Raw genomic sequence first — 21,305 nt, forward strand, 5'->3', positions numbered from 1 at the left:
CATTGCACACTGAATTCTATCACAATGTTTTTCCGCGCATTTCCTGACTTAACGGCATTATCTCGCCGATTTTTTGCTGCATTGCACCAAACGCATGACAGGCATGCAGAGATGGCACTTCTTTTATTTCACCCACTGAATTATATCCAAGATCAACAGACGGCCTGAGGCGCTTCGGTGCCTCGCCTAATAAGGAACAAGAAAATGTTTGATACTGTGCGTCAGAAGTACAGCAACTGGGTGAGCTACCGCCGTGCGGTTGACGAATTGTCCCGCCTGTCCACCCGTGAACTGGCTGATCTTGGCATCAGCCGTAGCGACATCAAGTTTGTCGCGCGCCGTTCCAGGAACGGCTAACAGAATTCAGAGATCGCGTCCCGAGGCATCCTCCTCCCAGCCAACGGACGTGTGACACGCAGGGCATCCTCCTCCCAGCCCTGTCACGTCGAAACGACGCCCGTCAGCACCTCCTCCCGCTGGCGGGCGTTCGTTCTTTTCGGTCCTGATTTCCGTCTCCGCTCGTTCCACCCATCTTCAGTCATGACTTTGCCGACAGAGTGCCATCTCGCACATGCGAACATGGATGGACCGCAGCCATGCGTTGCATGCATGCGAATAACCTCCTTTTGAGGTAATTAACCCTTTGTTAGTATGCACTTGACGCATACCTGCTTCGCGATTTGCCCTCTACCTCGCACTGCACAAAACATCTATCTTACGATCATAAGAGATGAACGGGCCAGACGCCGATCCGCGGTGCCTTGGCCATGAGATAGCGAAAGGCCTAACCAATGCTCGATAATGTTGTTCGCAAATTCAATAACTGGAAACGCTTCCGTCAGACCTATGACGAGCTGTCCAGCCTGTCCAATCGCGAACTGGACGACCTGGGTATTGCCCGCACCGACATCGCCCGCTACGCGCGCATGTCCGCAAAATAATCAGCTTCGCAGTCTGAAGGGTTCCTCCTCCCAACCTTCAGTCTGCAAGTCTCCGCGCATCGCGCGTGGAGTTTCAAAAACACCTGCCGGAACCTCCTCCCTCCGGCAGGTGTTTTTTTATGTCTGAAGCTATCCCGAAACCGATTCTGCCCGCGCTCTGCCGCTGCCAGGTTCTCGGGATCGTTGCCAGGTTCGGCCAGCGCCAATTTCAGCCAATCTTCAGTCCTGGATTTATCGACGTGATTCTCGGAAATCGTTGCGGCAGGCAGGCATTGCCTGTAATCAGGTCCGCAAGGACAAGTACCCGCAGTATCGCGGCTTGAGGCCGATGCGGACATCCGGAAAAACTTCCAAGGACACTCCATGCCTCCCATTCATGTAATTGGCGGCGGTCTCGCCGGTTCCGAAGCTGCCTGGCAGATCGCTCAAGCCGGACTGGACGTCGTGCTGCATGAAATGCGCCCCGTTCGCAAAACCGATGCGCATCAGACCGATGGACTTGCGGAACTCGTGTGTTCCAACTCCTTCCGATCCGATGATTCAGAGCAAAATGCCGTCGGGCTGATCCATCATGAATTGCGCCAGCTCAATTCGCTGATCATGTCTTGCGCCGATGCCCATCAGGTGCCGGCAGGCAGCGCTCTGGCGGTGGACCGCGAGGGTTTTTCCGCTGCGGTTACCCAGGCGCTCGAATCCCATCGCGGAATCACCATCGAACGCGGAGAAATCGCAGGCTTGCCACCGGAGGACTGGAGCAGCGTGATCATTGCAACCGGTCCTCTCACCTCACCCGCGCTTTCAAAAGCCATTCTGGACAAAAGCGGCGAGGACGCCCTGGCCTTTTTCGATGCTATCGCACCGATCGTGCATTTCGATTCGGTCGACCTCTCCAAGGCCTGGTTCCAGTCGCGCTATGACAAGGTAGGTCCGGGCGGAACCGGCAAGGACTACCTTAATTGTCCCCTGGACAAAGACCAGTATGACGCTTTCATCGATGCGCTGATCGCCGGTGACACAGCGGATTTCAAGGAATGGGAAGCCGACACACCCTATTTCGACGGCTGCCTGCCGATCGAGGTGATGGCTGCGCGCGGGCGGGAAACCCTGCGCCATGGGCCGATGAAGCCGATGGGATTGACCAATGCCCATAATCCGACGGTCAAGGCCTACGCCGTGGTTCAGCTCCGCCAGGACAATGCTCTTGGCACGCTTTACAACATGGTCGGTTTCCAGACGAAATTGAAATACGGCGCTCAGGCCGAGATTTTCAAGATGATTCCCGGACTTGAAAACGCACGGTTCGCGCGGCTCGGCGGCCTGCATCGCAACACCTTCCTGAATTCACCGAAGGTGCTCGACGACAGTCTGAGGCTCAAGGCGGATTCGCGCCTGCGCTTCGCCGGCCAGATCACCGGCTGCGAAGGCTATGTGGAATCCTCAAGCGTCGGCTGCATGGCCGGGCTGTTCGCCGTGATGGAAGCGCGCGGACAGAAGATCGTCCCACCTCCGGTCACGACAGCGATGGGCGCCTTGCTGGGCCACATCACCGGAGGCCATATCACCCGGGAAGACGGTGCCGGAAAGCCCGGCTCCTTCCAGCCGATGAATGTCAACTTCGGGCTGTTTCCGCCGATCGAGGCGCCGACCAAGGATGAAACCGGCAAACGGTTGAAGGGCAAGGACAAGACCAGGGCGAAAAAGCTGGCGATGACCAACAGGGCCAAGGCCGATTTCGAGGTATGGCGGTCAAAGCTGCCTGTAGAAAGAGCCGCTGCGGAATAATACATCGGCAGAAGACAGGGCGTTTGCGCGACCTGCTGACCGGTGTATGTGTTCAGATCCTGCCGAAAACGTTGCCCGATGCCCTCCACAGGATCCACTGGCGACGCAGTTGGGAAATCTCGGTGACCTGATGCAACGGGTCGAAACCGGTTACCTCCAGCTTTTTCAGGAACGGTTCGACAAGCACCAGCGGCAGAAAAGCAGGCTGGCAGGCCTTCGGTCCGTCCGCCGCAGCCTGCCTGACGCGGGTCAGGTGATGGCGGACATGACCGCGCATTTCCGCCAAGACCGCAAGGAGTTCGGGGGTCGTTTCTCCCCGGAAAACGGTTTCAGGATCAAGATTGTGGCGGGAGCGCACATCGCCCGGCAGATACAACTGCCGGCGCGCGGAATGCCAGGGCAAGGCGCGCATCAGGCCGGTCAGACCGTAAGCGACACCGGCATGTCCGGCGAGTGTCGCCGTCCCCGGATCCTCGCCATCGGCAAGAACAAGGCAGCCAAGCTGAAAGAGGCTTGAAACCGTTTCGCCCGCATAACCTTCCAGGTCGTTCAAACCGGGCATCGGATCGTTGTAGAGATCAAAGATCCTGGCTTCCGTCATCGTAACGAGAGCCTGCCTGGGGAGATTGTATTTTTCGATCGTTCTCAAAAGCGCGCTGGCGACCGGGTTGGCCGCGGCTGCGCCATGCTCCGTGCCCTCAAGCAGATCGTGCCACCATTGCAGACGGACCTCCCCCGGCAGGGGCTCGGAAACGATTTCCCGGATACGGCCTATTTCAGCATTGAAGGCGTAAAGCGCCATCAAAGCCGGGCGGTGTGCCTCGGGCGCAAGCAGAGCGCTCAGGTAGCGGTCCCGGTCAAAACGGCGCACCACTTCGGCGGCATGATCAAAATCGGTGGTCATAGGGCCTATATGGCCTTCGCTCGAGGTTCAGTCCACAGCCAGAAGCGCGGCAGCCACCGCCCGGTCTTCGGAAAGAAGCACATTGTAGGTGCGCACGGCAGCCCCGGTCGACATCGGGTCGGCCAGAATTCCGGCCTCTCGGAATTCGGACTTCAAATCCGCCGGAAGCGGCACCAGATCCATTCCCGTCCCAACGAGAAGCACCTCGATATCGGCTATCTCCTCGAAAACCTTCAGGAAAGCTTCATGAGAAAATTGAGACGGATCGGTCAGCTCCCAACCGTATATCCCGCTCGGAACACATAACAATGCGCCCCGATGGGACATCTGAGCGAACCGGAACCCGCCATCGCCATAGGCATCGAGCGGGGCCCGGCCCGGGAAATGGGCGTCCCTGATTTCCATTGCCGGCTATCCTCAGACGGTCGCCTCTTCGCCGGATCCCTTTTCAGCATCGTCGCCTTTCGGCGTCAGTGCATCCGGTCGAAGATTGAACAGAATCAGGAACGGTGCGGCGAGGAAGATCGACGAATAGGTACCGATCACGATACCGAAGATCATCGCCAGCGTGAAGGAACGGATCACCTCGCCGCCGAAGGCGTAGAGCGCAATCAGAGCCAGAAGCGTGGTCACCGACGTCATTGTCGTGCGCGACAGGGTTTCGTTGATCGACATGTCGAGCAGTTCGGTCAGCGGGCGCTTCTTGTATTTGCGGAGATTCTCGCGGATCCGGTCATAAACCACCACGGTATCGTTGAGTGAATACCCGATGATCGTCAGGATCGCGGCGATGCTGGAGAGCGAGAAATCCAGTTGCAGCAGGACGAACAGGCCGACGGTGATCACCACGTCGTTCGCCGTCGTCAGAATCGCCCCGACGGCGAATTGCCATTCGAAACGGAACCAGATGTAGAAGAGAATCGCCAGCAGGGAAGCCGCCACCGCGATGGCGCCCGCCTGTGCCAACTCGCTGGAGACACGCGGCCCGACGACTTCCACGCGGCGGAAATCGACATTGTCGTCCTCGAAGACCGTCCTGATGCGGGAGACAACCGATTGCTGCGCCAGTTCACCGCCGGGCTGTTCTTCCACCCGGATCAGAATGTCGTCCGACCCGCCGAATTCCTGCACCTGGACATCGCCGAGGTCAAGCGCGGACAGGCGTGACCGAATGGCACCGATATCGGCCGGCCCGTCGGTCTTTATCTCGATGATTGTGCCGCCCTTGAAGTCGATACCGTAGTTCATCCCAACCAGGAAGAACCCGGCAAGAGACGCAATGACCAGAAGGATGGACAACGGAAAGCTCACTTTCCGCAGCCACATGAACTTGATGTGGGTATTGTCCGGAACGAGTCTCAGCAACATTGGTTATTCTCCCGGATCAGATCGGCAACTTGGACGGACGGCGACGACGGACCCAAAGGGCCACAAGCAACCGGCTGAACGTGAAGGCTGAGAAAACGGTGGTGAAGATCCCGATGGCCAGGGTCACGGCAAAGCCGCGAACCGGACCGGAGCCGAGCTGGAACAGGATGACCGCCGCGATCAGGGTGGTGATGTTGGCGTCCAAAATGGTCCCCAGCGCCCTGCTGTAGCCGGCATCGATCGCGGAAACTGCCGATCTGCCCGCCCTCGCCTCTTCTCGAATACGCTCGAAGATCAGCACGTTGGCATCCACCGCCATGCCGATGGTCAGCACGATACCAGCAATGCCGGGCAAGGTCAGGGTCGCCTGCAGAAAGGTCAAGGCGCCGAAAATCATGAAGATGTTCGCCATGAGCGCGAGATCCGCGATCACGCCGAAGCGCCCGTATGCCAAGACCATGAAAACGATAACCAACACACCGCCAATGATGGAAGCAAGCTTGCCGGCCTCGATCGAATCGGCCCCAAGGCCGGGACCGATGGAACGTTCCTCGATCACGGTAAGCTTGGCCGGCAGTGCGCCCGCCCTAAGCAGAACCGCCAGATCATTAGCGCCTTCAACCGTGAAGCTGCCGGAAATCTGGCCGGATCCGCCAGTAATAGGTTCGCGGATCACCGGAGCGGAAATCACTTCGTCATCAAGCACGATCGCAAAAGGCCGGTTCACGTTCTGCTGCGTTACCAGCGCGAATTTGCGCGCGCCGGACTGATTGAAGCGGAAGTTCACCACAGGTTCGTTGGAGCGCTGGTCGAAGCTGACCTGCGCGTCGACAAGGTCTTCACCGGAAAGCAGCGGTGATTCCTCAAGAAGATAGGGGAATGGAGGATCGTCCACCGACATCATGACCACGGTGCCGACCGGAGGACGGTTCTGCATCGCCTGCTCGCCCGACATGGAGGTATCGACCATATGGAAGGTGAGCTGGGCTGTCTGACCGACGAGGTCTTTCAGGCGCTCCGGATCGCTTTCGCCCGGCGCCTCGACGAGGATCCGGTCCGTGCCCTGACGCTGAATGTTCGGCTCGGTCGTGCCGATTTCGTCGACACGGCGGCGAATGACTTCGATGGACTGCTGCACGATGGCTGCCATCCGGTCCTGCAGACCCTGCTCGGTATAGGAGAACCGCACGAGACCGTCATCGGTGGCGGACATCTCGAACTCGTCCACCGGCTGACCGCCGAAAAGATTGGAAACAAGCGGGTTGACCAGTGGCTGCAGGCGCTCTTCGGCCTCGTCAAGCCGGGTCAGATCCCTGATCCGCACCTGGGCTGCATCTCCCTGCACTCCCAGACCGGTATAGCCGATACGCGGTTCCTCGCGCAGCGTTGCCCGGATATCGCTGACCAGCGCTTTCATGCGCTTCTGGATGTAGTCTTCCCGGTCCACTTCGTAGAGCAGATAGGCTCCACCCTGAAGATCGAGACCCAGGACCATCTGGCTTTTCGGCAGAAAGTCCGGCCAGCTTTCAAGCTGTTTGGCGGAGAAGAAATTCGGCAGCGTCGTGAGGATGCCTGCGGCAACCACAAGCACGATCAGCGCGATTTTCCAGCGAGCGAAATAGAGCATGGTCAAGCCTTAAAAACTGCCAGGCCGATCAGGAACCGGCCTGGCGAATTCATCAAATCCGCGTACTGAAGAGTTACGCGTTGTCTTTTGCAGGCTCGGTCTTGGAACGGACTTCCTGAACCATGGAGCGAACGACGCGTACCTTGACGCCTTCGCCGATCTCCACCTGAAGTTCGCCATCATCAACGACCTTGGCAACCTTGCCGATCAGACCGCCCGTGGTCACGACGGTGTCGCCGCGCCGCAAGTTGGACACCATTTCCTGATGCTGCTTCACACGCTGGCGCTGCGGCCGGATGATCAGAAAGTACATGATCGCAAAGATGGCCACGAAAGGCAGCAGCGACATGAGGAATTCCGGACCCGCTATTCCGCCGGTCTGTGCATAAGCTGGGGTGATAAACATTCGACTCTCCTAAGTGGCGTCCTTGCCGGTAAGGATCCAGTTCCGGGACCCGAGGCCTAAACGCTCTAATTCTGGTGGCGGGACTATAACGGCGGCGCGCCTCATTTCAAGCTTTGCAAGCTGTTTCCGGCGTACCAGTATGGGAATAACAGACGTTTTCGCGTTTCCCCGGTCGTGTTAATCCTCCAGCGACATTCTTCAGGGCCTCACATGGGCCTTTTTGACGGGGCTTGCAAGACTAATGAGTGCACCGGATACCCTTTCCGCAGTAAACGCAAAACTCGATACGCTGCTCGAGTTGATCGGCCGTGCCGTTCCGGCGGCGGCGCGAAAGCCCGACTGGACGGCCGCGGACGCCTTCGTGTGGGTTCCCCAGCCGGGAGAGCTCCATCCGGTGAAGAAGGTGAACCGGGTCGACATCACCTTGCTGTGTGCAGTGTCCCAGGTGCGAGACCTTCTCCTCGACAATACAAGAAGGTTCGCCAGGGGCCTTCCCGCGAACAACGCTCTTCTCTGGGGCGCCCGCGGCATGGGAAAATCGTCGCTGGTGAAGGCAGCCCATGCCGCAATCAATCAGGAAGAAGGGTCAGCAGCCCTCAAATTGATCGAGATCCACAGGGAAGACATTGAATCGCTTCCGGGGCTCATGGCCGAGATACGCCCGGCGCCATTCCGCTTCATCGTCTTTTGCGACGATCTCAGCTTCGACAATGACGATACGTCGTACAAGTCGCTGAAAGCTGTCCTGGAGGGCGGCATCGAGGGCCGTCCGGAGAATGTGATTTTTTACGCGACGTCGAACCGCCGCCACCTTCTGCCACGGGACATGATCGAGAACGAGCGGTCCACCGCCATCAACCCCGCCGAGGCGGTGGAGGAGAAGGTTTCGCTTTCCGACCGATTCGGATTGTGGCTCGGGTTCCACAAATGCAGTCAGGACGACTACCTGGAGATGGTGCGCGGCTATGCGGACCATTTCGGCCTGGACTTCCCGGTGGACGACCTACGCGCACAGGCGCTGGAATGGGCGACCACCCGCGGAAGCCGCTCCGGCCGTGTGGCCTACCAGTTCATCCAGGATCTGGCCGGACGTCTGGGAAAAGTGCTTTCCTGAGGCCATGAATTGAAAAACCCGGCGCATGGCCGGGTTTCATCAAGTTCCTGGAAGTTCAAAGCCGGTGTTGCGATCAGCGTTGCGGCAGGTGCTTCAGCGGATCGACCGGCTTGTTGCCCTGGCGCAGTTCGAAGTGAACCTGCGGCTGGTTGACCGAGCCGGTTGCGCCCGCAAGAGCGACAACATCGCCGCGCCTGATCTTGTCACCGCGCTTGACCTTCAGTTCGCTGTTGTGGGCATAGGCAGTCACCCAGCCCTCGCTGTGACGAACCAGGATGAGATTGCCGTAGCCCTTCAGTTCATTGCCTGAATAGATGACGGTTCCATCATCCGCAGCCTTCACCGGAGTGCCTTCCGGCACCGCCAGGTTCACACCCTCGTTCTTACCGCCACCCGGCTTCGCGCCGAAGTCGGAAATGATACGTCCACGCACGGGCCAGCGGAATGTTTCGGTAGAAGCATCAACCTCTTCCTGAACGCTCGCGACGACTGCAGGTGTCTTGATCGGCTCGCTCGGTGCCTGCTCGCGCGTCAGAGCCGGCTGCGGCAAGGACGGAACGGGGGCCGAGCCGGAAGGCGCAGCGGCAACATTGCTCTGCTCGTTGGGCTGGCGCGGCGGTGCGGGAACCTGTGTTGAAATCGAAGCGGTCGTCAGTACACGCTCACTGCCGGCCGGTTTGCGTTTCGGCAGCGCGCTCACGCGTATCACGCCGTCATTGCCGCTTTCTCCACGGCTGATTTCCGCGAAAGTCGGTTGTTTGGCCGGACGCGGCATTGAACCCGCGGACGTTGGCACAGCCCCTGTAACCGTCGCGTCGTTGCGGCTGACGGCAGGCAGCTTTACACGGCCTGTTTCGCCTTCGGTGACGCTCGTGGAAGCGTTGTTTTCCGCATAAACGTAAGTTGGAATAATGATGCTCTGTCCCGGACGGACATTCTTCGGATCTTCAATACCGTTCACGGCGGCCAGTGCCTGAATAGGCACACCGTAGCGGCGTGCGACAGAATTCAGATCATCCCCCTGGCGGACCTGTACCCTGGTTCCACCGGCAGATGTCCAGCCCTTCCAGCTTTTCGCCTGACTGGTCGCAGCGATCTGTGCAGGTCGGGACACTTCAGGCGCAGGCAACGTCGCCACAGGTGCGGATTTCAGCTGCGTCGGCTTTGCTGTGGCATACGTCTTTGCAGGTGCAGACAGCGGAGCAGACTGGATCGCGGAAGGCTTCTTGGAAATCGATGCGGTCGTCACCGGCTGCGAAGACGATTGCGGCAGGCCCGCAACGGACCCTCCAGGCCCATTGACGATATCCTGATAGGTCGGCTGGCTCTGGCCACCGCTCAGTATATCTCGCTGATTCTGAGTATTTGCAGTGTAATAGGGAGATTCACCGAACCGTTCAGTCGCACTGGAACATCCCGCGATTGTCACCGCAATCAGTGAGACAGTTGCCGCTTTTCCCAAAAGGTCCCTGCGGAGGGTACGCATCCGCTTCATCATCGCCTTAACTCTGACCGCTAACTATGGCTGTTATGGTTAAGAGTAGACGCCAGTAAGGTTTATAAAGGCTAAAGACCGGATCGGAATTCCGGGAAAAACCCGGAAATCCCAGTATTCCAACCGGTGGAAGAACCGTGCTGCGGGCCGTGTATAGTAAATTTGCAGATGGCTGAAAATTCCCGATTCGGACCGTGCAGTGATCCCGGATTGTACGCGTTTCCTGCACCTTACAGCTTCTTGGCGAGGCCTGGCTGTAACATCACGGTCCGAACGCTCATCAGATGCTCAGCTGTCATGACATTTTCGCTCTTGTGAAAGCGGATCAGTGACTGAGGCTGTTTTGCCTTGCCGATCGCTGCGATCAGGAGACCACCGGGCTTGAGCAACTGGACCCAGGCGTCAGGCACCGATTCGGCTGCCGCAGTCACGACAATCCGGTCATAGGGGCCCTTCAGCTTCAGGCCTTCCAGTCCGTCCATGTGCCTGGCCTTGACGTTCTCTAGCCGCAGCGCAGCGAACCGGCTGGTCGCCAGATCGGTCAGGGTTGCAAAACGGTCGAGGGTTTCCACCCTGGCAGCAAGGTGGGCCATGATCGCGGCCTGGTAACCCGATCCGGTTCCTATTTCCAGAACCGAGTGGTCGGGAGAAAGGCCGAGCGCCTGGACGGTAAAGGCGACCAGAGACGGAGCCGACACCGTCTGTCCGCATTCGATGGGCAATGCGGCGTCTTCATAGGCAAGACCATGGTGACGCGCCGACAGGAACAAGCGCCTCGGCACCCGCTCAATCGCCGCAAGGACCTCTCTGGCCCCTACCCCTCGCCGCCTCAATCCAAGGACTAGCGCCGCGCGGGCCTCTGCCTCATCCGGCAGTGGAAACGGGTACGCCGGCTTCTGGTCCGTGCCGGGCTTGTTGCCGGCCATTTACCGCTCCCCTCTCGGGATTATTGAAGTGCTCCTGCCAGGTGACTCACCAGATCATGAGCTGTCAAATCTATGCGTAGCGGTGAAACGGAAACATATCCATCGGCAATTGCATGAAGATCGGAGTTTTCGAGAACCGATTTCCCCCGATCCTGAAAACGCAGCCAGAAATAGGGATAGCCCCGGCCGTCCATGCGTTCGTCGATAGACAGCCCGGCCTGTGCATGATGACCCTGAACCGTGACTTTCACGCCTTTCACGGCCTGTGCCGGACAAGGCGGGAAATTCACGTTCAACAGCGAGTAGCGCGGCAGATCGAAATCGATGAGCTTGCGGAACAGGTCAGGCGCGTGTGCTTCTGCAGTGCTGTAATCCGGTTCGGCGGACACGTCCCAGTCATAAGCCTGGGAAACGGCAATAGAGCGGATACCGAGGATCGCACCTTCTATCGCTCCGGCAACGGTGCCGGAATAGGTGACGTCTTCGGCCAGGTTCTGTCCCCGGTTGATGCCGGAGAGCACCAGATCCGGCGGCGCCGGCAGAACCCTGTGCACGCCCATGATGACACAATCCGTCGGCGTGCCCTTGAGAGCGAAGTGCCGCTCGTCGATCTGCCGAAGCCGCAGGGGATCGCTGAGGGTCAGCGAATGAGCGACCCCGCTCTGGTCCGTCTCGGGAGCAATCACCCAGATATCGTCGGACAGTGTGCGGGCAATGCGTTCCAGAACAGCAAGTCCCGGGGAGTGAATGCCGTCGTCATTGGTGATCAGAATGCGCATATGGAAGCGTTCCCCCGGGTTTGGCACAGCGTCGTGTAATCTGGCGATGGCCTGCACCGGCCCGCGTCGCACGGCAGTGCGTGCATGCGGAACCGGTTGACCGTTTTCATTATGCCGGACCGTGCCGGCAGCGCTCGTGAGAGCGGAAAGCCCTAACCGATGGTTTCCAGACCGCCCATATAGGGCCGCAGCACTTCCGGCACCGTGATCGTGCCGTCACCATTCTGGTAATTCTCCAGAACCGCAATCAGCGCCCGGCCCACGGCGATGCCGGAGCCGTTCAACGTGTGCACATGCAAGGGCTGTTTCGATCCGGTCGGGCGGAAGCGCGCATTCATGCGTCTGGCCTGGAAATCCCCACAGACGGAACACGAGGAGATTTCCCTGTAGGTGTCCTGTCCCGGCAACCAGACTTCAATGTCGTAGGTCTTGCGCGCGCTGAAGCCCATGTCCCCGGTGCAGAGGGTCATGACGCGGTAATGCAGACCGAGTTGCTGCAGCACCTTCTCGGCACAGCCCAGCATGCGCTCCAGTTCGTCGAGCGAATCCTCCGGCCGCGTCACCGACACCAGCTCGCATTTCTGGAACTGATGCTGGCGCAGCATGCCGCGTGTATCGCGGCCGGCGGAGCCGGCTTCGGACCGGAAACAATATGTCAGGGCGGCCACGCGTAGCGGCAGCTGCTCTTCGGCAAGGATCTCGCCAGCGACCAGATTGGTAAGAGGCACCTCGGCGGTCGGGATCAGGTAGTGATCCGTCGCGGTCTTGAAGAGGTCTTCTTCGAATTTCGGCAGCTGACCGGTACCGTATAGCGGGTCGGAATGAACCAGCAGCGGCGGAGACACTTCCGTATAACCGTTTTCACCGGTGTGGAGATCAATCATGAACTGGCCGAGCGCCCGTTCAAGCCGTGCAATCTGTCCCTTCAGAACGACGAAACGGGAGCCGGACAGCTTCGCAGCTGTTGAAAAATCCATGCCGTTCAGGGCTTCGCCTAGGTCGAAATGTTCCTTGGGAGCCTCGTTGAACCTGAAAACCGGCTTTTCACCGTGTGTTCTCAGCAGGACATTTTCAGCTTCATCCGCACCCATCGGCACGTCGTCATACGGCAGATTCGGAATGACAGCCATCGCGGCTTCCAGAGCGGAACTGAGCTTGCGCTCTTCTTCTTCGCCCGACTGGATGAAGGCCTTGATCTGCGCGACTTCCTCGATCAGTTCCTGAGCGCGTGCGTCATCGCCGGAGCCCTTGGCCTTGCCGATTTCCTTGGAGGCGGCATTGCGCCGTTCCTGGGCTTCCTGAAGCTTGCCGATATGGGAGCGGCGGGATTCGTCCAGCGCGATCAGTCCGGCGGCCGAGGCGTCATGGCCCCGCTTTGCCAGGGCCTGGTCAAAGGCAGCTGCGTTTTCCCGTATCCACTTAATATCAAACATCTTCGTTTCCCGAACGGCGGTCTTAGATCAGCGGGCTATAAGCCGGAAACCGCTTGTCGCCCAAAAGCTGATCGATTCCTGAATGTTAGGGCATCTTTTTGGCGTTTCTTAAACGCCCGATGCTCTAATCCATGAGTTCCGTCCGGCAAACGCGATACCAGCCTGGGAGGCCGGAGTTAAACCGCAGCGTCTTCCGCTTCGCTTGCAGCTTCCCGCTCGGCCCGTTTCCGCTCTATCAGTCTGACGGACAGAATGGAGACTTCGTAGAGAAGCAGCGTTGGCAGCGCAAGACCGATCTGTGAAATCGGATCGGGAGGTGTCAAAATTGCAGCAGCGGCGAAAGCGCCGACAATTGCGTATTTGCGCTTATGCTTGAGTGTTTCGGAACTCACCAGACCGGCGCGGCCAAGCAGGGTCAGCACCACGGGCAACTGAAAAACGAGGCCGAATGCGAAGATCAGCACCATGATCAGGCCGAGATATTCGCTAACCTTGGCCAGATGCTGGATCGCGACTTTGCCCGCGCCTGCCATCTGTTCCTGGGACAGGAAGAAGCCCATCGCCATGGGCATGACGAGGAAATACACCAGACACGCCCCGATCAGGAACAGAATGGGCGTTGCGATCAGGAACGGCAGAAAGGCGCCGCGTTCGTTCTTGTAGAGGCCGGGGGCGACAAACATGTAGATCTGGCTGGCGACCACCGGAAACGCCAAAAAAAGTGCGCCAAACAAGGCAAGCTTGAGCTGGGTGAAAAACCATTCCTGCGGTGCGGTGTAGATCATCTCCACCGGGTGGCCATCGCCGGCGGCGCGCAGATACGGAACGGTCAGAATATTGTAGATGTCGATGGCGAAATAAAAGCAGATCAGGAACATCACGAAGATCGCTGCGAGCGACCACATCAGCCGCTGGCGCAATTCGATGAGATGCTCGATCAGAGGCGCCTTGGAAGCGTCGATTTCGGAAGCGTCGGTTTCGTCCTGGCTCATGCCTTCACATCTTCCGTCACCGGTTTTTTAACCGGTTTTGCCTTTTTGGCCTTGGTTGCGGCCGCTGATTTCGATGTTTTCTTTTCGACAGCCGGTTTGCCGGATGCCGCGGGGGACTTACCTTCGGATACAGGTTTTGCCGCTGCCGACTTGGATGCAGCCGATTTTGATGCTGTTGCCTTGGGTGCTGTTGCCTTGGGTGCAGCAGGCTTGGGTGCTGTCGGCTCGATTTCAGCTGGCTTGGGGTCCGGCGACCGCTTTGCCCCGTCCTCTTCGATGGATTTCTTGAGATCGCCGAGAGGATTGAAGTTGGCGGCTTTCTCCACCTGCTTCTTCATGTCGGCGATATCGGCCTGGCTTTCCGCTTCGCGCAGTGCGTCGTTGAACGTCGACTGGAATTCCCGCGACATGCGCCGCATCTTTCCCATCGTTTGCCCAAGCGTGCGCAGCATGCGCGGCAGATCCTTCGGCCCCACGACAATGATCGCCACGCAGGCGATCACCAAGAGTTCGGTCCACCCGATATCGAACATGTGAAGTTCCGCCCCTTAAGGAGACGCGATGCAGATTGAGATCAGCTCGCTTTGGTCTGATCTTCGGCTTTTGCGGTCGGTGCCGCTTCGCCGTCCTGATGATCGATTGTCTTCGGGGTATCGGCAGTGTCGTCTTCGGCCATGCCTTTCTTGAAGCTTTTGATTCCCTTGGCGACATCGCCCATAAGATCGGAAATCTTGCCTCGTCCGAAGAGCAGAACCACCACCACTGCGATGATCAAGATCTGCCAAATACTAATGCCCATACGCCAAACTCCTGATAAACGGCTTTAAAGCCCTAGGGCTCTTGTACAAAAAGGATTCCGCCCCTGCAACAGCGGTGCGGGAACAATCGCCGTTCTTAGACAGAATGATTAGCCGGGCGTGAAACTTCCCGGTACCGGTCTTCCACTAGATCTGGGATGCGCTCCTGGGAAAAACAAGCACGTCTTTCGGATCTGTGCTCACCGCCACATCCATTCCTCTCTCCCAAGGGCTGCCGGCGCGCACACGTGCCTGCAGAGGGTGTTCCAGACCTTCGACGACGATTGTCAGCAGATCGACCTCGCCGACAAATCTCTTGGAACTGATACGTCCGGAGACGCCGCACAGGCCGTCGTTGTTCAGAAGGATTCCCTGAGGACGCACACAAACGTCGACCTTTTCGCCACGCTCAAGTCCCGGACCGGCCAGAACTCCAAGAGGTGTCTCTATGCCCGACGATGTCACGATGCCTTCGAGCTGGTTGAGTTCCGAAAAGAACCGGGCCGAGAACAGGTCGACCGGATCCTTGTAGAGATCGGCGGCCGTTCCGTGCTGCACCAGGCGCCCGCGCCGCATCAAGGCGATCCTGTCGCCCATGCGCATCGCCTCTTCGGGATCGTGGGTCACGATTATGCAGGTCGCACGTGTTTCGCGGATGACCGCCAGGGTTTCGTCGCGAACACTGTCCCGAAGCCTCTTGTCGAGACCTGAAAACGGTTCGTCCATCAGCAGGATGCCGGGTCTGGGCACGAGAGCTCTTGCGAGCGCGACCCGCTGCTGCTCGCCGCCGGACAGCGAATGCGGATAGTCGCCAGAATAATCGGAAAGACCGACGCGCCCGAGCGCCCCGAGAGCAGCGCTCCGCGCTTCCTTTTTCGGCATGTTGGTAAGGCCGAACATGACATTTGCGAGAATGGTCATATGCGGAAACAGCGCATAATCCTGGAACATCAGGCCGACACCACGCTTTTCCGGTGGCAGAAAAAGACTGTCTCCGGAGATCTCGCGCCCGTTGATAAGCACCCTGCCGTGGCTCTGACGTTCGACGCCAGCGGCAATGCGCATCAAGGTGGTCTTGCCGCAACCGGAATGGCCGAGCAGGCACAGGATTTCCCCGGGGGCGATGGACAGGCTCATATCGCGAACCGAAGCCACGCCGTCGTAATCGTGCGATATGCCTTCAAAAACCAGGCCGGCGGCTATTGTCGCCCCGGCCGTTCCCGGCGCGCCCCAGTTCGTTATACGACCGCTGCCGCCGGTGCCGGTGATCTTGTGGTGTCTGGACATCAGTCTTCGGCGATCTCGTCCGCGTCGTCTTCAAACAGGGAACCGTCTTCCAAGGGATCTTCATCCTCGGTCAGCAGAATGTCGTCATTGGGCGTCGGAACAAGGAAGGACGCCGGAACGGCACTGTCCAGCAGCCCTGCCCCCTTCAGCTCCTCCAGCCCGGGGAGATCCTTAACACTCTCCATTCCGAAATGGATCAGAAACTGTTCCGTCGTGCCATATGTCACAGGCCGCCCGGGTGTGCGCCGCCGGCCGCGCATGCGGATCCATGTGGTTTCCAACAGAACGTCCAGCGTTCCCTTGGAGGTGGAGACACCGCGTATCTCCTCGATTTCCGCACGCGTGACCGGCTGGTGATAGGCAATGATCGCCAGCGTTTCGAGTGCAGCGCGGGAGAGCTTGCGCTGCTCCTCGACGTTTCGGTGCATCAGAAAAGCCAGGTCCTCAGCAGTCCTGAAGCACCATTTGCCGGCCACCTTGACCAGATTGACCCCGCGCGCGGCGTAGATCTTCTGCAATTCCTCCAGCAACCCGAGCACATCCGTGCCTTCCGGCACCCGCAAGGTCAGTTCTTCCAGAGACAGAGGCTCCGAAGACGCAAAGAGCAGCGCTTCGATCATGCGTTGTCCGGCAAGATCGACCGCAGGCTCCACATCCTCTGCGTCACGCATCTGGTCCGGCAGGTCCAGCAGATCGGTTTCAGACGTCATGATCCGCATCCTTTACAATCGAGCGGATATAGACCGGGGAAAAGGGTTCACCCTGGCGGATCTCCACCTGCCCCTCGCGGACCATCTCGAGACTTGCAGTAAACGTGCTGGCTACGATCGTCGCCCATTCCTTTTCGTCGTAAAGATAGTCGCGCAGATAAGAATTCAGGGGCGCCCATTCGCTGACCCGGCCGACAAGCCTGGTCAGGATCTCACGGGCTTCCTGCAGGGACCAGACAGTCCGGCGCAGAACGCGAACGGAGGTGACCGACTGACGCTGGCGCTGCGTCGCATAGGCCGAGAGAAGATCATAAACCGAAGCGTCCCAGATGCTCTTGTGCCGAACCGACATTGTCTCGGGGGCGCCGCGGTGAAACACATCCCTGCCCGCGCGGCTCCTGCTCATCAGTTTTTCCGAAACGTCTCGCATCGCTTCCAGACGGCGGAGACGGAACGCCAGGGCAGCGGCCAGCTCTTCACCCGTCGGCTCGTCCTCGTCCTTTTGTTCGGGCAACAGCAGTTTGGACTTCAGGAAAGCCAGCCAGGCTGCCATGACCAGGTAGTCGGCAGCGAGTTCAAGACGCATCAGGCGGGCGGCAGCAACAAACTCTAGATATTGTTCGACCAGTTCCAGTATGGAAATACGAGCCAGATCCACCTTTTGCGTCCGCGCCAGGCCGAGCAGCAGATCCAGCGGGCCTTCGAAGCCTTCAACGTCCACGACAAGCAGCGGGTCGGAAACCGCCCGCTCCTCATCTCTCCCGGCTGAACTGAGAAGATCGAAAGATCCATCGTTCGAAGCCTGAGTGTGTTCGTTCAACTCCGCCATTTCCACTCCGCCTGGACCATCCCGCGTTCCGAAGAACAAGGACTGCCCTAACATTTCAAGTTCGATCAACCTTGCCGTACTCAACGCGATCCATCTGACGGCACGTTGGTCTACATTCCCTGCCAACCGGTCAGGGATTGAAGCTCGTTCCAGGCTTCCTGTTTCCGGAACCCGGGTCGTGGCGGCTTCAATTCGTTCAGGGCACGGTCGCAGCGTTGCTTTGCTTCGCCCTCAAGCACCGGAACCGCTCGTGCGACATCGCGCATCTCGTTCATATCGCCATTACAGTGCAAAGCGATGTCACATCCTGCCTGAAGAATTTTTCGCGCCCGCTCGTCGAAATCACCGCCAAGCGCCTTCATCGACATGTCGTCACTCATCAGGCAGCCGTCGAAACCAATCTCCGTCCTGATGATCTCCTGAACAACCCTCCTGCTCTGTGTACCAGGATTGGCATCATCAATCGCCTCATAGACAATATGGGCTGTCATGCCCAATGACACGTGGGAAAGCGCCTTGAAAGGCAGGAAATCCACGCTTTCCAAAGATGATTTGTCAGCATCGACCCTGGGAAGCTCCAAATGGCTGTCGACACGCGCCCGGCCGTGACCCGGGATGTGCTTTATCACCGGCAGCACGCCGCCTGCCATCGCGCCATCCACCATTGCCTGGCCAAGCCTGGCGACAACATCGGGGTCGGTTGAAAACGCGCGGTCACCGATTGCATCCACTGTTTCCGGGAAGCCCACGTCGAGACAAGGCAGGCAATCGACGGTGATGCCGAGGTCATGAAGATCGGCGGCAATCAGGCGGGCGCCGAGCCAGGCGGCCCGCAAGGCTTGTTCCGGCTGGCTTTCGTAAAGGTCGCCATAGAGTTTCGGGGCCGGATATTTCGGCCACTGCGGCGGCTTGAGGCGTTGCACGCGTCCGCCTTCCTGATCGATCAGAACCGGCGCATCCTTGCGCCCGACGGCAGCCCGGAAAGCTTGTGTGAGCTTCCTGACCTGGTCGGGTGTCTCAATGTTGCGGGCGAACAGGATCAGCCCCCAGGGGTCTTCCTCCCGGAAAAAGCTGATTTCATCGGCGGTAAGCACCGGTCCGGCGCATCCGGAAACGAAGGCCTTGGTCATGGTTCCGGCTTAGCCGCAGCGGCAGGGTCCGTCAAGAAACCCGTTGCCTCCCCTTGCGCCATCCCCGCGAACTTGCTTTCTAGGCGCCTTGTCTTACTGCCTTGATCGGAGCCACCCCATGCGCGCGCGTCTCGATATCCCGGCCGGAACACTGCACCGGTTTTCCCACAGATCCGAAATTCTGGGGCACAACCGGCTTGGCGACACGGCAACACGCGAGATCGTCGTCTATACGCCCCATGGCCACGACGGCAACGGGCTGCCGCTTCTGGTGGATATCGTCGGCTACACCGCCGGAGGCCCCGCTCATGTCAACTGGAAGAACTTCGGCGAGAACGTTCCCGAACGCCTGGACCGTCTCATTCACGAGGGCACGCTTCCACCGGTCGCAGTGGCTTTTCCGGACTGCTTCACGCGCCTTGGCGGCAATCAGTATATCGACAGCCACGCCATGGGGCCGTGGGCCACATGGCTGAGCACTGAAATGCTTGAAGAGATTGAAGGCAGGTTCGGGTTCGGCGGTTTCGGCAAGAGGGGAATTTTCGGCAAGTCCTCAGGCGGTTACGGGTCGATCGTTCACGCCATGAAGTATTCTCACGTCTGGTCCGCCGCAGCCTGCCATTCCGGAGATATGGCGTTCGAGCTCTGTTATCTGCCGGAAATGCCGAATGCGCTCCGGGCAATCGCAAAAGCCGGGTCCATCGAGGCGTTCGTCACGGATTTCGAAAAAGGTCCGAAATATCCCGGAAATGCCCTTCATGACCTGATGACCTTCGCCATGGCGGCCACCTATGATCCGGATCCCGACCCGGAGGTCTTTTGCGGCATCCGACTGCCCGTGGACCCGGAGACCTGCGAAATCATCGAGGAGCGCTGGAACGCCTGGCTTGAATGGGACCCGGTCGTGATCGCCGACAGGCATACCGAGGCGCTGAAATCCCTGAAGGGGCTGTGGATCGATTGCGGCGATGTGGACCAGTACAATCTGGTGTACGGCGCGCGCCGCCTGCACGGGAAGCTGAAGGCAGCCGGGGTCGAGCACGTCTATCAGGAGTTCAGCGACAACCATTCGTCGATTGACTACCGCCTGGACGAGAGCCTGCCGTTTCTGGCAAAGAGCCTGCTGAGCTGACGGCGGCTTCCCGGCAATGGGCGTGGGAGTGTCAGAACCAGCCCGCCCGCGACAATCAGACCGGCCCCGGCCACGGCCACCGACGTCGGAACCTCACCCCAGACCAGAAAGCCGAAGGCTGCGGACAGCACGAGGGAACAGTAATACACTGGTGCCAGCGTCGCGGCGCCCGCACGCCGATAGGCGGAAATGTTGAGCGACTGACCGACGATCGCCAGTGGCCCTAGCCAGGCAAAGGCCAGCAAATCGGTCCAATCCAGACCTTGCGACCGGATCAACCAGATCACGGGTCCGGAGAGCAGAATGGCAGCAAACACATTCACATAGGCAAGGATCGTGACCGTGTCCTCCCGCTGGGCGATGTAGCGTATGATGAGGGCTTCGCAGGCCATGAATACCGCCCCCGCCAGCGCCGCCGCCACGCCCGCAAGGGCAAGCTCGCCGTCATGGCTTCCCGTATCAGCCGCCCTGACGATAAGAAGGGCGCCAAGAACGCACAATCCGGCGGACAGCCAATGGCGACCGGAGATAACCTCCTTCAGGATCAGACCTGCCAGCACGATTGCGATGATGCCCTTGGTCAGTCCGATGGCAGTTGCATCCGCCAGGGGAAGCACGCTGGCGGCATAGATCACACAGCCGAGACCGCCGACGCCGCAAAAGGCCCGCAAAACATGCAGCTTCCACAGAGCACTGGCGCGAAAGAATACGGGAACGCGCCTAACGGCCGCCACCGACAGGATCGTGACAGCGCCGCCCATGAACCTCAGCCAGACCAGAACCACGACCGGCAACGCACCGTCGGCGAGCTTCCCGGCTGCAAATATGGGCGTGAAGGCGGACATCCCGGCAACCGCCAGCAGCAACGCCAATGCGATGTTTTCAGATCTGTGGTGGGTGGTTCGCAGAGACAATCGGCCGGTTACCTATAGCGTTTCAGTCACTTAAACTATTTCGTCTTCAACACTGTAGCGACCACGGTATGGTGTCGGGTTCGCCGCATTGTCGTCAGCCTTGCTCGGAAACCTCTGGCTCTTCATCGAAATGCAATGCTGCCTCAACCAAATGGCGCAGTTGGCGTGCATAGACATCCGGTTCGACGGCTGCCATTCCAGGCAATTGCAGAGACTGTCGAACCATCGATGCACCAACCAAAACAGCGACGAACATGGCCAGCCGGGTGGAGGCTTGCGGGCCGCCTATCCGCACCTCCAAAGGATCAAGCAATGTATTGCGCAGGGTCTGGCGAACCAATTCGCCGACCTGCGGATCATTGGCGTTCATGACAATCATCCGGATGACCGAGGTCTGGTGTGCATCAGATTCCGGATTGGCATATTTTCCAATAACGACCTCCACGGGATCCTTGTCCGGCGAGATCAACTCGGGCCAATCAAAGGCTGTCGTCAACGTTGCCTTAAACAGCCCGAGCTTTCCGCCAAAATACCGTGAGATCAGCGCGACATCCACGGATGCCACCTGTGCGATCTTTCTCAGTGACGTATTGGAATAGCCCTGTTCCCAGAACGCTTGAGTGGCTGCCGCAATCAATTTGTCGCGGGTGATATCCGAATTTCCCATATCTTCGAGCTATAAACGCACGACGAATTATCAACAAGCATTGACATTTTCATTCGGCGCTCAATATGGAAG

General features: G+C 59.0%; 23 protein-coding genes. 5 read left to right on the top strand and 18 right to left on the bottom strand.

From position 1 onward, the window contains the following. Nucleotides 1-204 precede the first annotated feature (204 nt). The 3 genes from Q1B40_RS10310 to trmFO all read left to right on the top strand — a co-directional run bounded on the left by Q1B40_RS10310 (nucleotide 205) and on the right by trmFO (nucleotide 2,723). Nucleotides 205-357 carry a DUF1127 domain-containing protein gene (locus tag Q1B40_RS10310; protein WP_299813438.1) on the top strand — a complete coding sequence of 51 codons (153 nt, stop codon included), beginning with the start codon at nucleotides 205-207 and terminating at the stop codon, nucleotides 355-357. 434 nt (nucleotides 358-791) lie between these two features. Then, nucleotides 792-941 carry a DUF1127 domain-containing protein gene (locus Q1B40_RS10315; RefSeq protein ID WP_299813441.1) on the top strand — a complete coding sequence of 50 codons (150 nt, stop codon included), beginning with the start codon at nucleotides 792-794 and terminating at the stop codon, nucleotides 939-941. Between the two features lie 363 nt (nucleotides 942-1,304). Next, entirely contained in the window at nucleotides 1,305-2,723 is a 1,419-nt protein-coding gene (gene trmFO, locus Q1B40_RS10320) for a methylenetetrahydrofolate--tRNA-(uracil(54)-C(5))-methyltransferase (FADH(2)-oxidizing) TrmFO (protein WP_299813444.1), read from the top strand. Nucleotides 2,724-2,775: 52 nt separating this feature from the next. Here the strand turns inward: trmFO and Q1B40_RS10325 are convergent, their stop codons facing one another. From Q1B40_RS10325 to yajC, 5 genes are all read right to left on the bottom strand, one after another. Continuing rightward, nucleotides 2,776-3,627: a phytoene/squalene synthase family protein gene (locus Q1B40_RS10325; protein WP_299813447.1), complete on the bottom strand. Its 852-nt coding sequence runs from the start codon at nucleotides 3,625-3,627 to the stop codon at nucleotides 2,776-2,778. A gap of 27 nt (nucleotides 3,628-3,654) precedes the next feature. Beyond that, nucleotides 3,655-4,032 (bottom strand): Mth938-like domain-containing protein, encoded by a 378-nt coding sequence (locus Q1B40_RS10330; RefSeq protein ID WP_299813450.1) that lies wholly within the window; start codon nucleotides 4,030-4,032, stop codon nucleotides 3,655-3,657. Between the two features lie 12 nt (nucleotides 4,033-4,044). After that, on the bottom strand, nucleotides 4,045-4,995 hold the full coding sequence (gene secF, locus Q1B40_RS10335; RefSeq protein ID WP_299813453.1) for a protein translocase subunit SecF: 951 nt from the start codon (nucleotides 4,993-4,995) through the stop codon (nucleotides 4,045-4,047). Nucleotides 4,996-5,011: 16 nt separating this feature from the next. Further along, on the bottom strand, nucleotides 5,012-6,622 hold the full coding sequence (gene secD, locus Q1B40_RS10340) for a protein translocase subunit SecD (protein ID WP_299813456.1): 1,611 nt from the start codon (nucleotides 6,620-6,622) through the stop codon (nucleotides 5,012-5,014). Nucleotides 6,623-6,695: 73 nt separating this feature from the next. Then, nucleotides 6,696-7,028, bottom strand: a complete 333-nt coding sequence (yajC, locus tag Q1B40_RS10345) for a preprotein translocase subunit YajC (RefSeq protein ID WP_299813459.1) — start codon at nucleotides 7,026-7,028, stop codon at nucleotides 6,696-6,698. A 241-nt stretch (nucleotides 7,029-7,269) separates the two neighbouring features. Here yajC and Q1B40_RS10350 point away from each other — a divergent pair, with 241 nt between their 5' ends. Continuing rightward, entirely contained in the window at nucleotides 7,270-8,142 is an 873-nt protein-coding gene (locus Q1B40_RS10350; RefSeq protein ID WP_299813462.1) for an ATP-binding protein, read from the top strand. A 73-nt stretch (nucleotides 8,143-8,215) separates the two neighbouring features. On the opposite strand, the gene Q1B40_RS10355 is transcribed toward Q1B40_RS10350, so the two are convergent. The 11 genes from Q1B40_RS10355 to nagZ form a co-directional block, all read right to left on the bottom strand. Further along, nucleotides 8,216-9,628 (bottom strand): peptidoglycan DD-metalloendopeptidase family protein, encoded by a 1,413-nt coding sequence (locus tag Q1B40_RS10355; RefSeq protein WP_299813465.1) that lies wholly within the window; start codon nucleotides 9,626-9,628, stop codon nucleotides 8,216-8,218. Nucleotides 9,629-9,867: 239 nt separating this feature from the next. Continuing rightward, on the bottom strand, nucleotides 9,868-10,563 hold the full coding sequence (locus Q1B40_RS10360) for a protein-L-isoaspartate(D-aspartate) O-methyltransferase (RefSeq protein WP_299813468.1): 696 nt from the start codon (nucleotides 10,561-10,563) through the stop codon (nucleotides 9,868-9,870). Between the two features lie 20 nt (nucleotides 10,564-10,583). After that, on the bottom strand, nucleotides 10,584-11,342 hold the full coding sequence (gene surE / locus Q1B40_RS10365; RefSeq protein WP_299813471.1) for a 5'/3'-nucleotidase SurE: 759 nt from the start codon (nucleotides 11,340-11,342) through the stop codon (nucleotides 10,584-10,586). 152 nt (nucleotides 11,343-11,494) lie between these two features. Next, on the bottom strand, nucleotides 11,495-12,775 hold the full coding sequence (serS, locus tag Q1B40_RS10370; protein ID WP_299813474.1) for a serine--tRNA ligase: 1,281 nt from the start codon (nucleotides 12,773-12,775) through the stop codon (nucleotides 11,495-11,497). A gap of 176 nt (nucleotides 12,776-12,951) precedes the next feature. Beyond that, nucleotides 12,952-13,767: a twin-arginine translocase subunit TatC gene (gene tatC, locus Q1B40_RS10375; protein WP_299813477.1), complete on the bottom strand. Its 816-nt coding sequence runs from the start codon at nucleotides 13,765-13,767 to the stop codon at nucleotides 12,952-12,954. After that, the gene (tatB, locus tag Q1B40_RS10380; RefSeq protein WP_299813480.1) at nucleotides 13,764-14,300 is read right to left on the bottom strand and encodes a Sec-independent protein translocase protein TatB; all 537 of its coding nucleotides are present in this window, start codon (nucleotides 14,298-14,300) and stop codon (nucleotides 13,764-13,766) included. The genes tatC and tatB overlap by 4 nt, the downstream gene beginning before the upstream one ends. Before the next feature lie 41 nt (nucleotides 14,301-14,341). Then, the gene (locus Q1B40_RS10385) at nucleotides 14,342-14,566 is read right to left on the bottom strand and encodes a twin-arginine translocase TatA/TatE family subunit (RefSeq protein WP_299813483.1); all 225 of its coding nucleotides are present in this window, start codon (nucleotides 14,564-14,566) and stop codon (nucleotides 14,342-14,344) included. A gap of 145 nt (nucleotides 14,567-14,711) precedes the next feature. After that, entirely contained in the window at nucleotides 14,712-15,851 is a 1,140-nt protein-coding gene (locus tag Q1B40_RS10390; RefSeq protein ID WP_299813486.1) for an ABC transporter ATP-binding protein, read from the bottom strand. Beyond that, entirely contained in the window at nucleotides 15,851-16,522 is a 672-nt protein-coding gene (gene scpB, locus Q1B40_RS10395; protein ID WP_299814890.1) for an SMC-Scp complex subunit ScpB, read from the bottom strand. The genes Q1B40_RS10390 and scpB overlap by 1 nt, the downstream gene beginning before the upstream one ends. 28 nt (nucleotides 16,523-16,550) lie before the next feature. Beyond that, the gene (locus Q1B40_RS10400; RefSeq protein WP_299813489.1) at nucleotides 16,551-17,390 is read right to left on the bottom strand and encodes a ScpA family protein; all 840 of its coding nucleotides are present in this window, start codon (nucleotides 17,388-17,390) and stop codon (nucleotides 16,551-16,553) included. A 110-nt stretch (nucleotides 17,391-17,500) separates the two neighbouring features. Continuing rightward, a complete protein-coding gene (nagZ, locus tag Q1B40_RS10405; protein ID WP_299813492.1) occupies nucleotides 17,501-18,520 on the bottom strand; it encodes a beta-N-acetylhexosaminidase in 1,020 nt (339 codons plus the stop codon). A 118-nt stretch (nucleotides 18,521-18,638) separates the two neighbouring features. On the opposite strand from nagZ, the gene Q1B40_RS10410 reads away from it, so the two are divergent. Further along, entirely contained in the window at nucleotides 18,639-19,652 is a 1,014-nt protein-coding gene (locus Q1B40_RS10410) for an alpha/beta hydrolase-fold protein (protein WP_299813495.1), read from the top strand. On the opposite strand, the gene Q1B40_RS10415 is transcribed toward Q1B40_RS10410, so the two are convergent. Together Q1B40_RS10415 and Q1B40_RS10420 are read right to left on the bottom strand one after the other, a co-directional pair. Further along, the gene (locus tag Q1B40_RS10415; protein WP_299813498.1) at nucleotides 19,601-20,566 is read right to left on the bottom strand and encodes a DMT family transporter; all 966 of its coding nucleotides are present in this window, start codon (nucleotides 20,564-20,566) and stop codon (nucleotides 19,601-19,603) included. The two genes, Q1B40_RS10410 and Q1B40_RS10415, sit on opposite strands and share 52 nt — an antisense overlap. Before the next feature lie 94 nt (nucleotides 20,567-20,660). Continuing rightward, nucleotides 20,661-21,233 (bottom strand): TetR/AcrR family transcriptional regulator, encoded by a 573-nt coding sequence (locus Q1B40_RS10420; protein WP_299813501.1) that lies wholly within the window; start codon nucleotides 21,231-21,233, stop codon nucleotides 20,661-20,663. Nucleotides 21,234-21,305 lie beyond the last annotated feature (72 nt).

The sequence above is a fragment of the uncultured Roseibium sp. genome (assembly GCF_947496995.1).
Classification (GTDB): Bacteria; Pseudomonadota; Alphaproteobacteria; order Rhizobiales; family Stappiaceae; genus Roseibium.

Excerpts from the sequence above, each read along its gene's own strand:
- surE (WP_299813471.1), bottom strand. The coding sequence starts at position 11,342 with ATGCGCATTCTGATCACCAATGACGACGGCATTCACTCCCCGGGACTT.
- Q1B40_RS10315 (WP_299813441.1), top strand. The coding sequence starts at position 792 with ATGCTCGATAATGTTGTTCGCAAATTCAATAACTGGAAACGCTTCCGT.
- Q1B40_RS10360 (WP_299813468.1), bottom strand. The coding sequence starts at position 10,563 with ATGGCCGGCAACAAGCCCGGCACGGACCAGAAGCCGGCGTACCCGTTT.
- Q1B40_RS10390 (WP_299813486.1), bottom strand. The coding sequence starts at position 15,851 with ATGTCCAGACACCACAAGATCACCGGCACCGGCGGCAGCGGTCGTATA.
- serS (WP_299813474.1), bottom strand. The coding sequence starts at position 12,775 with ATGTTTGATATTAAGTGGATACGGGAAAACGCAGCTGCCTTTGACCAG.
- Q1B40_RS10410 (WP_299813495.1), top strand. The coding sequence starts at position 18,639 with ATGCGCGCGCGTCTCGATATCCCGGCCGGAACACTGCACCGGTTTTCC.
- secF (WP_299813453.1), bottom strand. The coding sequence starts at position 4,995 with ATGTTGCTGAGACTCGTTCCGGACAATACCCACATCAAGTTCATGTGG.
- Q1B40_RS10385 (WP_299813483.1), bottom strand. The coding sequence starts at position 14,566 with ATGGGCATTAGTATTTGGCAGATCTTGATCATCGCAGTGGTGGTGGTT.
- secD (WP_299813456.1), bottom strand. The coding sequence starts at position 6,622 with ATGCTCTATTTCGCTCGCTGGAAAATCGCGCTGATCGTGCTTGTGGTT.
- Q1B40_RS10350 (WP_299813462.1), top strand. The coding sequence starts at position 7,270 with ATGAGTGCACCGGATACCCTTTCCGCAGTAAACGCAAAACTCGATACG.
- scpB (WP_299814890.1), bottom strand. The coding sequence starts at position 16,522 with ATGCGTGACGCAGAGGATGTGGAGCCTGCGGTCGATCTTGCCGGACAA.
- tatB (WP_299813480.1), bottom strand. The coding sequence starts at position 14,300 with ATGTTCGATATCGGGTGGACCGAACTCTTGGTGATCGCCTGCGTGGCG.
- Q1B40_RS10330 (WP_299813450.1), bottom strand. The coding sequence starts at position 4,032 with ATGGAAATCAGGGACGCCCATTTCCCGGGCCGGGCCCCGCTCGATGCC.
- Q1B40_RS10310 (WP_299813438.1), top strand. The coding sequence starts at position 205 with ATGTTTGATACTGTGCGTCAGAAGTACAGCAACTGGGTGAGCTACCGC.
- yajC (WP_299813459.1), bottom strand. The coding sequence starts at position 7,028 with ATGTTTATCACCCCAGCTTATGCACAGACCGGCGGAATAGCGGGTCCG.
- Q1B40_RS10420 (WP_299813501.1), bottom strand. The coding sequence starts at position 21,233 with ATGGGAAATTCGGATATCACCCGCGACAAATTGATTGCGGCAGCCACT.
- Q1B40_RS10400 (WP_299813489.1), bottom strand. The coding sequence starts at position 17,390 with ATGGCGGAGTTGAACGAACACACTCAGGCTTCGAACGATGGATCTTTC.
- nagZ (WP_299813492.1), bottom strand. The coding sequence starts at position 18,520 with ATGACCAAGGCCTTCGTTTCCGGATGCGCCGGACCGGTGCTTACCGCC.
- Q1B40_RS10355 (WP_299813465.1), bottom strand. The coding sequence starts at position 9,628 with ATGCGTACCCTCCGCAGGGACCTTTTGGGAAAAGCGGCAACTGTCTCA.
- trmFO (WP_299813444.1), top strand. The coding sequence starts at position 1,305 with ATGCCTCCCATTCATGTAATTGGCGGCGGTCTCGCCGGTTCCGAAGCT.
- tatC (WP_299813477.1), bottom strand. The coding sequence starts at position 13,767 with ATGAGCCAGGACGAAACCGACGCTTCCGAAATCGACGCTTCCAAGGCG.
- Q1B40_RS10325 (WP_299813447.1), bottom strand. The coding sequence starts at position 3,627 with ATGACCACCGATTTTGATCATGCCGCCGAAGTGGTGCGCCGTTTTGAC.